General features: G+C 42.7%; 11 protein-coding genes. 7 read left to right on the top strand and 4 right to left on the bottom strand.

Going from position 1 to position 14,616, the window contains the following annotated elements; genetic code table 11:
* The first annotated feature begins 6 nt into the window (after positions 1–6).
* The 7 genes from FAZ19_RS09275 to FAZ19_RS09245 all read left to right on the top strand — a co-directional run bounded on the left by FAZ19_RS09275 (position 7) and on the right by FAZ19_RS09245 (position 8,847).
* Complete coding sequence (locus tag FAZ19_RS09275) at positions 7–612, top strand: DUF417 family protein (protein WP_136820419.1); 606 nt, start codon at positions 7–9, stop codon at positions 610–612.
* Between the two features lie 204 nt (positions 613–816).
* A complete protein-coding gene (locus FAZ19_RS09270; RefSeq protein WP_136820418.1) occupies positions 817–1,335 on the top strand; it encodes an RNA polymerase sigma factor in 519 nt (172 codons plus the stop codon).
* Between the two features lie 105 nt (positions 1,336–1,440).
* Positions 1,441–2,340: a FecR family protein gene (locus FAZ19_RS09265; protein WP_136820417.1), complete on the top strand. Its 900-nt coding sequence runs from the start codon at positions 1,441–1,443 to the stop codon at positions 2,338–2,340.
* Between the two features lie 72 nt (positions 2,341–2,412).
* A complete protein-coding gene (locus FAZ19_RS09260; RefSeq protein WP_136820416.1) occupies positions 2,413–5,457 on the top strand; it encodes a TonB-dependent receptor in 3,045 nt (1,014 codons plus the stop codon).
* A 91-nt stretch (positions 5,458–5,548) separates the two neighbouring features.
* A complete protein-coding gene (locus FAZ19_RS09255) occupies positions 5,549–6,757 on the top strand; it encodes a purple acid phosphatase family protein (RefSeq protein ID WP_136820415.1) in 1,209 nt (402 codons plus the stop codon).
* Positions 6,758–6,833: 76 nt separating this feature from the next.
* Positions 6,834–7,904, top strand: a complete 1,071-nt coding sequence (locus FAZ19_RS09250; RefSeq protein WP_136820414.1) for an NADH:flavin oxidoreductase/NADH oxidase — start codon at positions 6,834–6,836, stop codon at positions 7,902–7,904.
* A 163-nt stretch (positions 7,905–8,067) separates the two neighbouring features.
* Positions 8,068–8,847 (top strand): tryptophan-rich sensory protein, encoded by a 780-nt coding sequence (locus FAZ19_RS09245; RefSeq protein WP_136820413.1) that lies wholly within the window; start codon positions 8,068–8,070, stop codon positions 8,845–8,847.
* 138 nt (positions 8,848–8,985) lie between these two features.
* Here FAZ19_RS09245 and FAZ19_RS09240 read toward each other — a convergent pair whose 3' ends face one another.
* The 4 genes from FAZ19_RS09240 to FAZ19_RS09225 all read right to left on the bottom strand — a co-directional run bounded on the left by FAZ19_RS09240 (position 8,986) and on the right by FAZ19_RS09225 (position 14,591).
* Positions 8,986–9,627: a DNA alkylation repair protein gene (locus FAZ19_RS09240; protein ID WP_136820412.1), complete on the bottom strand. Its 642-nt coding sequence runs from the start codon at positions 9,625–9,627 to the stop codon at positions 8,986–8,988.
* A 202-nt stretch (positions 9,628–9,829) separates the two neighbouring features.
* Positions 9,830–12,358: a PAS domain-containing protein gene (locus FAZ19_RS09235; RefSeq protein ID WP_136820411.1), complete on the bottom strand. Its 2,529-nt coding sequence runs from the start codon at positions 12,356–12,358 to the stop codon at positions 9,830–9,832.
* Positions 12,359–12,397: 39 nt separating this feature from the next.
* Entirely contained in the window at positions 12,398–13,582 is a 1,185-nt protein-coding gene (gene egtB, locus FAZ19_RS09230; protein ID WP_136820410.1) for an ergothioneine biosynthesis protein EgtB, read from the bottom strand.
* Positions 13,583–13,598: 16 nt separating this feature from the next.
* Positions 13,599–14,591 (bottom strand): L-histidine N(alpha)-methyltransferase, encoded by a 993-nt coding sequence (locus FAZ19_RS09225; RefSeq protein ID WP_136820409.1) that lies wholly within the window; start codon positions 14,589–14,591, stop codon positions 13,599–13,601.
* Positions 14,592–14,616: the final 25 nt, after the last annotated feature.

Here is a 14,616-nt window from a genome sequence, read left to right as displayed (position 1 = left end):
GAAAAAATGGAAAAATTTCTTAGTTTATTTGTCAATTCTCAAAAACAATTTATCAATTTAATGCGGGGTGCGCTATTCTTAGTGATGGTATGGATTGGCGGATTGAAGGCCTATCAATATGAAGCCGACGGAATAGTGCCCTTTGTTATAAACAGTCCTTTGATGAATTTCTTTTATCAGAATACCGATAACACCACATTAAACGGTCATAATATAGAGGTAAGTGAATATACACTTCATAAAAATCCGGAAGGAAAAATGGTACAGAAAAATGTAGATTGGCATAAACAAAACGGCACCTATGTTTTTTCTTACGCATTAGGATTGGTTATTGTTACTATCGGCAGCCTCGTCTTATTGGGTATTTGGTTTCCCAAAATCGGTTTTTTGGGCGGTCTTTTAACTACTGGAATGTCATTGGTTACGCTTTCATTCCTTATCACTACACCAGAGGTTTTTGTACCTAATCTAGGTGGGGATTTTCCCACACCACACTATGGATTCCCTTATCTATCAGGAGCAGGAAGATTAGTCTTAAAGGATATTATTATGCTGGCAGGGGGCCTTATCGTTGCGTCTGAAGCAGCGGTAAGAATCTTACATAGAAAGTAACTTATAAATATGGTAAACAGGAAAATCTCAAGAAGTCCCCATATAAAACGTTGACAATACTAGCAAACGAAAAGATACACCACCTAAAAGATTCTTACTATTTTCACATTCAGTTAACATTGCATACCTAGATTTGTCGTGTCTTCTACTATATTACTGCTCCTTATGGGGCAGCACATGGTATAGAAACCAACAACAGAGAAAATGCACTACTCCGATCCAAAAATTGACTGCTTTAATCGCATATATAAGTTATACTGGAAAGAGCTCTACTACTTTGCCCTAAAAAAAGTAAAGGATCATGCACTTGCCGAGGATCTTCTTCATGATGTATTTTTAAAATTATTAAAATCAGACAGCCTAGAAGATCGCATCGACACAATTAAAGGTTATCTGTACACTGCACTCCGTAATCGGATTACCGACCATTATCGTAAGAGTAAACTCCAGACGGACCTTGAGCAGGACATCCCCACCTGGTACAGTCAGCATGACAATAAAGCACTGGAGATTACGATTAAGCGAGAATTTGACGAATTCCTAGAACTACAGGTAAGCAGGTTGCCTGACCAGATGCGCCGTGTGGTACAGCTCAATAACAAAGGAGGTTTCAATACGACAGAAATCGCCCAAAAGCTACTGATCTCTGACAAGACCGTTCGCAATCAGCTCTCGCTAGCTAACCAAAAACTACGAACGGCTATTGAAAAATTCCTGAAATAGCTCCAAAAGGAGTACTTATATTAACCTTATATAAACAGCGTATTTAATAATTATTAAATCTCATAAACAGTCGGGATTTGCCTATAGGATGTTCGTATACCTCATATGAAAGCACCGAAGCGCAAGTCATTAGCTACAAAAGAAAAAGAACACATTTTTAGTGAGGTTACTCCTCTTGATAGTGAATCAGAGAGCCTGCTGGAAAAGCGTTTGTACGAGCGTGTGCTTCAAAGCTACAGCACGCATCGGGAAAAAAAAGAGCGCCGAAGCATCATGTGGAAGCATGCAGCGATATGGATTGGTGTACTGCTTCTTGCTGGAGGCGTTATCTGGGGTAATGTACTATTACGTTCTACGGACACGAAAGAAACTGCTCCTGTACAATTATTCAGCAGTACAAATAATGCCAAGAGAATAAATCTGCCTGATAGTACGGTGGTCATACTTCGTCCCTATAGCAGATTGCAGGTAGCTGCCGGTTACAACCGTTCTGAACGTAACGTGGTTCTAGAAGGAAATGCTTTCTTTGAAGTTAGAAAGAATGCAGCAAAACCGTTCGTTGTACACAGCAAACACTTAGAGACGACCGTGCTTGGAACTCGATTTTCGGTAAGTAGTCCGGTAGAAGGTGATCAACATAGCGTCTTTCTTGAGGAAGGAAAAGTAAGTATCCGGATAGACCAACGTGAAGTCGAGCTTACCCCGAATGAAAGAATGGTATATCAAGAAAGCACGCAGAAATGGGAGGTGACAAAATCGAGCGATGTCAGTCTGAATATGCAAAACGGCTCGTTGACTTTGAATGGCGTTGACTTCGCGACCTTGCGGCAATGTCTAGCAGACTACTACAACATTTCTTTAATACACCTTACGGATAAAGCTACTCAGGTACGCTACAAAGTTACTTTGACCCCACACATGGATTTAAAAGACATCGCCTCATTGATCAGTACGATCAGTGCTAGACGTACTATTATAAAGGATCAAACAATTACAATCAAATAAAAAAGAGTGTCAGTCTCTCGCTAAAGTAACCGACACTCCTGATCAAATTTACAATTTAATAATATCAAAAGTATGAAAAAAAAGCTAAAGACAGTTCGCAATTTACTGTTTGCTGCAACGGTCTTCAACGTCGGCATTATGCCATCTACTCCTGCAATAGGACAGACATCCAAAATGCTACAAGAAAAACAGATTTACTGGGCAGGAAGTAACGGTAATCTAGAACAAGGTTTGAATCAATTGGAAAAACAATTGGACATTCCTATTTCTTACGACAAAAATCTTATCCACGGAAAAAATGCGCACACCATAAAACAAAGCAGTACAACTGCAAGTGGGGTACTAAATCAACTACTGACTGACAACGGACTGGGGTACCGTATTGTGCAAAATAACATTGTAGTAGTGGCTGCTTCGAAATCGACAAAAGAAGATCCTACACAGAAAAATATTATCGCGGGATATGTCAAAGACGCCAACTCCGGACGTGTATTGCCCCATTCGACGCTGGTCAACCTTTCTAATAATCGGGAGACCATGGCTGATGCTAATGGTTATTTTATCCTACAAGGTCTAAAACCGGGAAAAATAAATATACAAGTCTCTTATGTTGGATACCAAAACCAAACAATAGAGCTCACCTACCCAAATGGAGGGACGCCTATCAACATCCTATTAGAACCAAAAGATAACAACTTAGAAGGCATCACGATCAACGGCATACGCCGTGGCGAAGCACTGGCATTGAGCAACATGAAGAATGCCGACAATATACGTTATGTGCTGTCGCAGGAGCAGATTGAGCGTTTTCCAGATGCGACAGTTGCAGAAGCATTGCAACGCGTACCTGGTATCGCCATGGATTACAGCTACGGATTACCGCGTAATGTCGTGATGCGCGGCCTCAGTCAGAATATGGGATCCGTTACCTTAAATGGAACCAGACTACCTTCTACGCAGACGAATAGCCGCGAGATCGATCTTAATGGGATCCTTTCCTCTACGGTCGAAGCGATCGAGGTAAATAAGACCTTTACGCCTGATATGGATGCCGATGCAACCGCTGGTTCGGTAAATATTGTTTCCAAAACACCAAAGGCCGGTGAAGAACTTTTTCGCGTCAATGTAGGCGGGGGATACAACCAGTTGCTGTCCAAAGCAAATTATAATATTGGTGCTGTACTCGGAAAGCGCTACGACAGATGGGGATTTCTTGCGGATATAAACTACAGCCAGACCTACCGTGGAGAAGACCGTGTGCAGGTTGATTATGACACCTATGAGATCGATGGCCAAGAGCGCTTGCTGATGTCAAACCTAGAATTGGAAGGCAGCGATCTGGAACGTAAAAATACTGGCTTGCAATTAGAGCTTAACTATTATCCCAACCAAGCCACGAAGCTGTATGCGCGTTCTTCGTATAACAAATATTTCGAGTTACAGACCCGCGGCACCAAATCCTATAATATCGGTGAGTATACCGATATCAACCAAGCAACAGATATCAGCATCGGTTCGGCGGGGACGCCACGTGACTACAATAGAGATATTATCACATTTTCTCTGGGCGGAAAGACGGTATTCAACAACTATGAAGTGGATGCAGATGCTACGTTTGCCAAAGGACGTTACGACCAGCCGCTGTACTATGACGGGTATTTCCAACAAAGTGGACTAAGCGCAGAAATTGACAACAATGACCCGAGCGCACCACAGTTTTTATTTACGGGTTCAGACCAAAATGATGCGGCAAAGTACACAGCTAACAGCTACAACCGTCGCCACCAATTTGCGCACGATCAGGATCTACAGCTTTCTGGAAATATCAAACGCTCCCTTTCATTCGGTGATGGTCATACCTTAGACCTTAAAGCGGGTGCACGTTTCCGCTACAAAGAAGACGCACACACGCGCAACTATTTCCAATATCGACTAAAAACCGGTTCATTGACTATGGATGCGTTTACATCAGACTACAGTCGTAGCGAATATTTTGGCGGTAAATACAATCTTTCTGGAGCTATAGCCAATGGGTACTTGATGGAAAAATACTATCAAGAAAACATGAACCTTTTTGAAACCAATGACAATTACATTCGTCAAAATACGGATCCTGATTCTTACGAAGGAAATGAGAATCTAGCTGCAGGTTACTTCCTGGGTAAATTGACCACTGGTAGATTAGAAACTATACTTGGTATGCGCTACGAACGTACCGGATTTAAGTATACGGGTAATATTGTCTCATTCGATGATCAGGGTAACTATCAATCGACACAGCCTGTAAATACTGAAGCTGCTTTTGCGGGATTCTTTCCGAGCTTGAATCTTAAATACAAAATCACCGAGCAGACTAACATTCGCGGTGCGCTTACACGCACCCTATCCCGCCCTTCTTATTATGACTTGGTTCCCTGGGAAGAAATTGAGGTGCGCCGTAAACGCATGAAAAAAGGTAACCCTCAGCTCGACCAAAGTAACTCGACGAATGCAGACTTGTTGTTTGAACACTATTTAAATCCTATCGGCTTACTTTCCGGTGGTATATTCTATAAAAGAATAAACGACTACATTTATGAGTCGGTATACACACAGTCTGGTGGTACTTACGACGGCTACGCGATCACACAAACGGTAAATGGTGCGGCAGCAGATGTATATGGTTTAGAAATCGCTTGGCAACAACAGTTTACCTTCTTGCCGGGCTTTGCAAATGGCTTTGGTGTTTTTGCAAACTACACCTACGTAAAATCATCTTTTGAGGTACCTGGAGTAGAGTCTGTTCGCAAAGTGAGGCTACCTGAAATGCGCCCGAGCGTAGGTAACTTTGCGCTTTCGTACGAAAAATATGGGTTTTCTGGACGTATAGCCCTTAATTTCTACGAGACCTTCATTAGCGAATTGGCAGATGAAGAAGCTAATGATCTGATGGAAAAAGGCCGTACGCAACTTGATTTCTCTGCTTCACAGAAGATTAACAAGAATTTCACCGTATTTGTGGGCTTAAGCAATATTACGAATTCACAGGTGCGGTTTGACTTCGGTGACGGACGTCCTAACGACTATAAATACTACGCTCGATGGGGGAACATTGGGGTAAAATACATGATTAATTAATAATTGATACATACGCACACTAAATGCTGCCACCTCGATTAATCAAAAATAAACGGAGGTGGCAGTTTAAATAATTTTAACGCTAACATAGATGAAAAAACTAATTACTACACTAACGCTGGGCATCATGCTAACTTCGATGGCGCAAGGGCAAAGTTATCTTGCCGAAAATCACCCTGACCGCGTCATATTGAACCTTACCAACGACGCAGCGCACACTCAAGCGGTCAACTGGCGAACAAACGTAATCCAAGGCAGTGGACAGATTGCACAGTTGCGCATCGAAAATAACACACCTGAGTTTGCAGACACTTCAATCCGGGTATTTCAGGCCGAGAGTAATGTATTTGCTGACCGAGAAAATAACCAGTCGATGTATCACAACGTATCCTTTGACCAGTTGCAACCAGATCGTACCTATAATTATCGCGTGGGTAAAGAAGGAGCTTGGAGCGAATGGTTTCAATTTAGAACTGCAGCTGAGGTGGATAGCCTATCTTTCATTTATCTGGGAGATGCGCAGAATGATCTACGCTCGCGCTGGACACGTGTATATCGCAAAGCTATACAAACCTGTCCGGAGGCCGACTTTGTACTTCATGCCGGCGATCTGATCAACCGCAGCAATTCAGACAACGAGTGGGGCGAATGGTTTTATGCAGGTACCGGTATCAACAGCAGTTATCCACAGCTTATGGTACCCGGCAATCACGAGTATTTTAGGGATGAGCAAAAAGTACTGACACTCGATCCACATTGGCAACACCAGTTCAGACTACCGGAAAACGGTGCAGCAGGACTGGAAGAATCCAACTACTTTGTAGACTACGGTCCACTGCGTATCATCGCGCTCAACACCCAGGTCATCATGTTGGACAGCACATATCGTGCAGCACAGGCGCAATGGTTGGAAGAAGTACTCAAGAACAACCCTAGCAAGTGGACTGTGGTCATGTGCCATCATCCTGTATATTCGACGGCTAAGTCACGCGACAATTATCAATTTTCAGATTTGTTTAGACCACTTTTCGAAAAATATGGCGTACACCTCCTCCTGCAGGGACACGACCACACCTACGCCAGAAGTGTGCTTCCTTCTAAAAAAGAAAAGAAGCCTGTATATATCGTATCGGTGGCTGGCCCCAAGATGTATCAGATCGATACACAAAAAGAATGGATACAAAAATCAGCTGAAAACACACAGCTGTTTCAGGTCATAGATATCAAAGGAAATACATTGTATTATAAAGCCTATACGGCTGATGGTATCCTGTATGACGATTTTGAGTTACACAGGTAGCTAATTTTTGACATTCCAACAACCGAAGCTATGTTTTCTTTGTCTAATTTGGGACACAAACAATAATACAGGTTATATGTCACAACTATTTACACCTCTTAAGATAAAATCTATACATTTTAGAAACCGACTGGTGATGTCACCTATGTGTATGTACTCCAGCGAAGACGGCTTTGCAACGGACTGGCATCTTGCACATTATGCCAGTCGCGCGGTAGGCGGCATGGGTACCGTTATACTCGAAGCATCTGCCGTACAAGCGGAAGGTCGTATTAGTGTAGGTGATCTTGGGATCTACAAAGATGAGCATATCGAAGGGCTGTCACGCATTGCTACACAGATCAAGCAGAATGGTGCCGTTGCCGGCATACAACTCGCCCATGCAGGTCGAAAGGCCAGCAATTGGGCAGCAGGCGGCGAGAGCAGGGTATTGCACACACCCGAAGTAGGTGGTTGGGAGGTGATTGCACCATCGGCCATAGCGTTTGCAGAGGGTACTCCTATCCCGCGAGCTATGACCATGCAGGACATTGAATCTGTACAACAAGCTTTTGCAGATGCAGCTACCCGTGCACTGAATGCAGGCTTTGAGCTCATCGAGATTCATAGTGCGCATGGTTACTTATTGAACGAATTTCTTTCTCCTCTAGCCAATCAACGGACGGACGGATATGGTGGAAGTCGCGATAATCGTGCACGTATGCTCCTGGAAACAATTAACCGAGTTAAAACCGTATGGCCTGCAGAGTTGCCAATTGCTGTACGCATATCAGCTACCGATTGGATAGAGGCTGGTTGGAGCGTGGAAGATTCTGTATGGCTTAGCGAGCAATTGTCCCGGCTCGGTGTAGATATTATCGACGTCTCCAGCGGTGGCGTTGTAGGTGGTGTACGCATTAATATAGGCCCGGGCTATCAGGTGCCTTTGGCGAGCACGATCAAAAAAGCTGTAGGTGAAAAACTGCTTATTGGCACCGTCGGTATGATTACCAATCCCGAGCAAGCTGAGACTGTTCTTGTAAACGGTGACGCCGACATGGTTTTTATCGGCCGTGAACTATTACGCGATCCATACTTTGCGCTACACGCTGCTAAAAGACTTCGGGCAGAAATTTCCATTCCGAAAGCCTACGAAAGGGCTTTCTAGGCGGGGTAGATGTTAAGCAAAGGTGGTAATAAACATTCCGTGTTTTGCTATCGAAAAAAAGATTATATGAATTATCTTTAGAACTTTAACGCCGTTAAAATGTTTATATTTTGGTCTATATCGGTTCAAGATTTTGATTAATCATATTTTCAAATCAGATTCAATGAAAAAGAAATCTTTAGTTATTCTAAATGCTGCTTTTCTAATTATCATGTTGATAATTAATTACCAATCCAATACCGGTTTTTTTAATGGAAACACGATGAAAACGGTATCTGATCGGTATGACAATTTATTCACTCCAGCATCCTACGCTTTTTCCATTTGGGGATTGATTTACCTATTCTTAATCAGTCACATCATCTACACCATCTGTATTATAAAGAGAGAACACGAGAATAGCATTATTAAGGACATCGGGATCTGGTTTAGCCTTTCTTCTATACTAAATAGCGCTTGGGTGGTCTCTTGGTTAAATGATTATATTGGATTATCTGTGTGCATCATGGTTGCATTGTTATTGGTTCTATTGAAAATCATTGCAAATATTCATTCCAGTCTGGATCGCCCAGCTTTAAAAGTAGTAGTAGTATTGGTTTTTCTTCCATTTTCCCTCTATGCGGGATGGATTTCTGTAGCGCTAATTGCCAATATAGCGGCTTATTTAACAAAAATAAAATGGGATGGATGGGGTGCGCCCGAAATGACGTGGACTATTGTAATGATATTGATCGCTGGTCTAATCAATATTCTGACGATATGGAAAAAAAACCTTATTTCTTTTGGTCTAGTCGGAACATGGGCTTTGATCGCGGTGGCAATATCGAACGACCACGTTAATAAGCCCATCTATTTAGTAGCAGGAGCTACTGCATTGCTTATCTTATTAAACTGTATTATTCGGGGAAAACGCATTACAAAAAATCGTCATGTTACCGATTGATCTGTAGAACTACCTGGCCATAATAGGTCTATAAGGGATATTTTACTTTTCTACTCAAATAAGACCGATTGATTCAGTTTCTCTTGCCCGAGATGCCGGTGGGGCAATCAACAAGTTTTATTTGCTAGTTATACTTGATTATAGATTTCGTTTGTTGCTTTCCATCGCGATGAACTCTGGCAAATAATTGGGAGTACATCCTTTTGATATCTTTTCACCTTTATAAAGACCAGTTTTCTCGCCCAGAGCGACACATCGGTTTCGATATTTTTTTTCATAAACTCCGATCCAGCCTGCAGTGAAATTCATGGCCCATTGAACTTCAGGTTCTTCCATCGTAATATTGGTCTCAATTGCGGAAAGTAAGTCGGCTGTATTTTCTGGGGCTGTCTGTCCGATCCATCTTAATCTGGCTTGATAGTACCAATAAGTGCGTCGTTGAAGTGAAGAAGAACTATTTTCCCAAGATTGGATCAGTATAATTGTATTTTTGTCCTTTGTAAGTTGATTGGCCATTAGCCAATCCATTAGGTGATTTCGTTCATCAAATGTATGTGTCTGCATATCCTTATCAAGCCTATCAACCAAATCTTGAGAAAGAAGCTTATTATCCATAATCAAAATGGCCAATTGCCGAGGCAAAAACCTCTCGGTCGCCCATAATTCCATAGCCAGTTCGTGATCCTTTTTGATATCCTTAGCTATTTTCCGTAAGTCCCCCAACTTAGTTTTATTATTGATTTGAGCCAAGATGTTTTCAGCTTGTGAAGAGCGTTTCATATGAATCTTTTGTATTTTTGGATAAAAAAATAATTTTGATTTTAATTAACACCAGATTTCTGTATAAATATAAAGACGAAAGAAGGCATAAATATTGAAAGCAATAACAAGCCAAACTTAATTACTGTGATAGCCCCTAAAGCTCCTGTAAGGAACTCGATTTTGGTCATTCACTAAATGACAAGTAGGAACAAAACATCCTTTAATCATTTTTAAGTGGTAGGGTGAACCAAAATGTCGCTCCCTGCCCCTCCTCGCTATACACACCGATTTCCCCATCGTGCCGGTGAACGATATCGGCGCTGATATAAAGCCCTAAACCAAGGCCTGATACTTCCCGCCCGTTGCTATCGCCCCTAAAATAACGTTCAAAAATCTGCTTTTGCTTTTCTGGGGGTATGCCCGGGCCTGTATCACGCACAGATATTTTAGCAAACCCATCTATTTGTTCAGCCCGGAGGTAAATTTCGGAGGACTTAGGTGCATATTTAACAGCATTGTTGACAAAATTGACAACAACTTGGTCGACCCGACGTTCATCGGCATGAACCTGCAAGAACGGGTCGCCCTCAAATACCAACTTATGTTTGCCCAATTCCCGAATATGTCCACAGCAATCATCCAGTAGATCTTTTATCGTAAAAGTTTTTTTATTTAATATCGTCGCATCCTTATTCATGTTGCTTACGTTCAACAGGTCTTCTATCAATGAGCTTACCCTTTCCATACTTCGCTCGGCCTGCGTCAATAATCTAGGAAACAGCTCATGTTCGGGGGTGTCTTTGATGCGCTGTAAAAACTGAAGGGAAGCTTTTAGTGAAGTTATCGGTGTTTTCAGCTCATGGCTGGCAATCGAAATAAAATCGTCCTTTTGTTGCTGTAATCGTTTAAAGTCGGTAACGTCCAGAACAGTGCCCATCAATTTTTCGGGTATGCCTTCCCCGCCATAGAAAACCTTTGCCTGAACACGAATCCAATGTATTGACTTGTCTTTATGTACGACCCTTGCCTCGTACATCATCTTCCCCTTAATAGCTGCCGCGGCATGCGCCTTTGCGCTCAAATGCACGTCGTCAGGATGGAAAGAATCCAACAGCTCTAGTCTCGATGTCGGGGCAGCTACCCCGAAAATTTCATTGAACCGTTCGGAAGTAACAATCTTATTGGTAATATAGCTGTATTCAAAGGTCCCGATATCGGCAGATTCTACTGCTAGACGGGTACGCTGCCCAGCATCTTCTATTGCTTTGCGAGCCTTCACTTTTTCGGTCACATCGATAGCGACGACTAAAATAGCCGTGACATTGCCTTCGGGCTTTAGCACCGGTTCATAAACGAAATCAATGAATGCTTCTTCGACTTTGCCATATCGAACAAGCTCTACCTTATGTTCTGTCGCGACGAAAGGCAATCCTGTTTGTATGACCTGATTCAATATTGGGGCGTAATCTTCTGCCACTTCGGAAATCGCTTCCCAAATTGTGCGACCTTCTAGCTCTGCGCGCTCCTTACCTACCAAGCTCAGATAACTATCGTTGACTTCCAAAACATAAAGGTCGTGTGACCGTATAACACATATTCCTACAGGGGCCTGTTTGATCAACAGTCGAAAACGTGCCTCACTTTCGATCAGATCATCATTCTTTCGTTTTATTTCCTCCTGGGAAACCTGAAGATCCTCATTTGCTGCAGAAAGTTCTTCAACCGTCGCCGCAAGCTCCTCGTTTAGAACGTTCATTTCTTCTGTCAAAGCTTGTTCTTTTACCAAGGCCTCTTCCAGCATTTGGCGCTGTTGTACTTTTGTCGTGATATCGTCAGCGGCGACGATGATACCGACAACATCCCCTTTATCGTCTCGTAGGGGATCGTAATAAAAACTCACGTATTTTGTCGCGGGACCTTTAGGAGAATTATAATGAAAAATTTGCTCCTCCTGTCCATAGCCTACACCAGAATCATATACCTGTCTTAAAAATGCCGGAAAAGGCTGATCCTCGATCTCGGGCAAGATGTCCATCAACTTATGACCCGTTACCTCCGCGATCGTTTTATCCCATAAGTTTACCAGTGGCTGGTTTGCGATTTCTATTATCCAATCTCTGCCCCTCAAAATCATTAGTGGATAATGAGCCGCCATTACGAGGCTCCGCAGACTACTCTCCGAATTGGCGATCGCTTTTATGCCTTGGGCAATTCGTTCTTCCAGTTCACGGGAAAAGTTTTCCAATTGTGTATGTGAGATCTGCAGGTCCTCCAACGTCGCCGTTAGTTCTTCATTCGACGCGGCTAGCTCTTCGTTGAGTTCTTGCTCTCGTCGTTCGTACATCATTTCATTGGTCACATTATGGGTGGTGACCAGTAGATAGGTTATGCGATCACCATCTTTTGCTACCGGGAGTATTTCCAACTGCCACCAGTGCTGGATGACCGTTTTGGTCTCGTCCGACAAGATATCATACCTAAAAATGGGCATTTTTATCAACTTGTTATCAGCTAGCGCCTGATTCAACGCCGCCGCCAGAAGTTCCGGCCCCTCACCCCCTGCTATCGCAGGATCGTAAGCTTTCCAAAGGCTCTCACCCCTATAATCAATTTTAGTCCTTCCAGTAATAGATTGATGCGCGACATTATAATCGAGGATGGTAAATACCGGGGCGTCCGCTCTTAAAATGAGGCGCGGGCTTTCCGATTGGAACAGGGCTTGGAAGATCGGTGCGGTTATATGATCCATTTAGCTAATCTAAAAAAGTTTATTGATAAGTGCAATCGATTATTTGGCCAGCCTTATCCCGGTAAATTGCCACTGCAGTTTGGCGTGAAAAAAGTTACGATAGGTATTTCGACTATGCCCCTCGGGTGTTGCTATGGAAGCTCCACGCAATACCATTTGGTTGACCATAAATTTTCCGTTGTATTCACCCACTGCTCCGGCTTCTTTTTTAAAACCGGGATAGGGAAGATATGCACTTCCTGTCCATTCCCACCGTTGCCCCCATTCGAATTTATCGGAAGCCACTTCCCATTCTGCCTCTGTTGGCAAACGCATGCCTTTCCAAGCCGCATATGCAGAGGCTTCATAGAAATTGATGTGGCACAGGACTTCATCCGGACTAACATACTGTAATCCGTTCAGGGTATATTGCATCCATTCGCCATCCATAAAATGCCAGTAGAGCGGGGCCTTGGTGTTATTTTGTTTTACCCAATCCCATCCTTCGGCATGCCAATGCCGAAAATCAGTATAACCACCATCTTGAATGAACTGTAAATACTCTCCGTTGGTAACTGGAAGGCTGGCAATATCGAATGCATTGAGATAAAGCTTATGCCTACCCAATTCATTATCGAAGCAAAAATCGTCCCCACTGAATCCTATTTCATATACTCCTTCGGGAACTTTGATCATTTCTAATGCTCCCGTTTCTTCTTTGTGAGAATTAATATCCTTTGTATAAGCAGGAAATAACGGATTGTGCCCTAGAATATATTTGATGTCGGTGAGTAACAGTTCCTGATGCTGTTGCTCGTGGTTCAGGCCAAGCTCCAACAATTTCAGAACTGGTTGGGGCGGAAGACCACGCTGAAAAAAAATCTGCATATGTCGATCCACATACTCTCTATAGCGGTAAACTTCTGTTACCGAAGGACGGCTGAGATTGCCCCGATCCGTACGGACAACTCTCGCTCCGACGGTTTCGTAATAGCTGTTGAACACAAAGTTATACTGTGGATCAAAGATTTCATAGCCCGGAAAATTGGGTACAAGAATAAAGGTTTCAAAGAACCAAGTCGTATGTCCCAAATGCCATTTAGGTGGGCTCACATCCCCTGTTGGTTGTACTACATAATCCTCGATTTCAAGGGGCTTGCATATCTGTAAGGAATGGGCACGAATGTCCGTGTATCTCCTTTCAAGAACAGGAATACGGTTGTGAGTAATTGTATGTGCTGTCATCTTCTCGATTTAATATTTACCTGACCCGCCAAATGGCATCGACAAACCAGTTTTTGGAATCTGTTATTTCTCCTATTATATCAAAACCTGACTTACCCGCAAGTTGTTTTATATCCATTTCGGAAAATTTCTGAGAGATTTCCATATAAATAAACTCATTTTCGGTAAATGATATGGTATAGTCGCCGACAGTTACATCTTGATTTAAGAGACTGATCAGATAACTTCTACACGCTCCACTAATGGGATCGTAGGTTTGATAATGCTGAAACTGCTTCACATTAAAATCTCCTCCCAGTTCTCTGTTGACCCGTGTTAACAGATTCAAGTTAAATGTAGCAGTAATGCCCGTTTTATCATTGTAGGCATCCAGAATGGTATGTGGATTTTTCTTTAGATCAAAGCCTATCAGCAGGACATCCCCAGAACTTAACTTCCTGTATAGTTCATCGCAAAAGTCATAGGCCTCCTCCAGCTCCATATTGCCGATGTTACTTCCTAAAAATAGTACCACTTTGCGCCGTGAAGAAAGCGAGGCTGCCTTTTCAAGCATATCGAAATATTCTCCTTCAAGACCAACAATATCCAGTTGCGGTATGTCGACTTTCAGTTTGTCATTTAGCACAGAAAGGATGTTACCGGAAATATCAATGGGCATATACGTAAAATCCACTCCATTCGTTACCAGATGCTTGAGCAGATAAGAGGATTTCATGGCATCGCCGGCTCCCAATTCGATCAGGTCGAAAGGTTCGTCTCCCATTGTGAGGATAGTTGCCAGTTCTGTTGTTTTATTGCTGAAAATATCAAGTTCACATCCGGTCAGGTAATATTCAGGCATTGCCATAATACGCTGAAAAAGTTGGTCACCATAGCTATCGTAAAAATATTTGGAAGGTAAGCGCTTGGGTTTGCTTCGCAAACCGTCAATGACCTCGCGATTAAATTTTTCCTGGGCGGTGTCGCCGATTTCTATATAAATTGATTTCGTATATGGGTTTAATTCCATTGATCACCATTTTTTTTGATTAGTT

Origin of the sequence: Sphingobacterium alkalisoli, assembly GCF_005049105.1 — a bacterium.
GTDB lineage: Bacteria > Bacteroidota > Bacteroidia > Sphingobacteriales > Sphingobacteriaceae > Sphingobacterium > Sphingobacterium alkalisoli.
The sequence above is the reverse complement of the archived record's forward strand: the minus strand, read 5'-3'. Positions and strand labels throughout refer to the sequence as shown.

What these genes read in the sequence shown, in the direction of transcription:
- FAZ19_RS09275 (WP_136820419.1), top strand. Translation starts at nt 7, where the DNA reads ATGGAAAAATTTCTTAGTTTATTTGTCAATTCTCAAAAACAATTTATC.
- FAZ19_RS09270 (WP_136820418.1), top strand. Translation starts at nt 817, where the DNA reads ATGCACTACTCCGATCCAAAAATTGACTGCTTTAATCGCATATATAAG.
- FAZ19_RS09265 (WP_136820417.1), top strand. Translation starts at nt 1,441, where the DNA reads ATGAAAGCACCGAAGCGCAAGTCATTAGCTACAAAAGAAAAAGAACAC.
- FAZ19_RS09260 (WP_136820416.1), top strand. Translation starts at nt 2,413, where the DNA reads ATGAAAAAAAAGCTAAAGACAGTTCGCAATTTACTGTTTGCTGCAACG.
- FAZ19_RS09255 (WP_136820415.1), top strand. Translation starts at nt 5,549, where the DNA reads ATGAAAAAACTAATTACTACACTAACGCTGGGCATCATGCTAACTTCG.
- FAZ19_RS09250 (WP_136820414.1), top strand. Translation starts at nt 6,834, where the DNA reads ATGTCACAACTATTTACACCTCTTAAGATAAAATCTATACATTTTAGA.
- FAZ19_RS09245 (WP_136820413.1), top strand. Translation starts at nt 8,068, where the DNA reads ATGAAAAAGAAATCTTTAGTTATTCTAAATGCTGCTTTTCTAATTATC.
- FAZ19_RS09240 (WP_136820412.1), bottom strand. Translation starts at nt 9,627, where the DNA reads ATGAAACGCTCTTCACAAGCTGAAAACATCTTGGCTCAAATCAATAAT.
- FAZ19_RS09235 (WP_136820411.1), bottom strand. Translation starts at nt 12,358, where the DNA reads ATGGATCATATAACCGCACCGATCTTCCAAGCCCTGTTCCAATCGGAA.
- egtB (WP_136820410.1), bottom strand. Translation starts at nt 13,582, where the DNA reads ATGACAGCACATACAATTACTCACAACCGTATTCCTGTTCTTGAAAGG.
- FAZ19_RS09225 (WP_136820409.1), bottom strand. Translation starts at nt 14,591, where the DNA reads ATGGAATTAAACCCATATACGAAATCAATTTATATAGAAATCGGCGAC.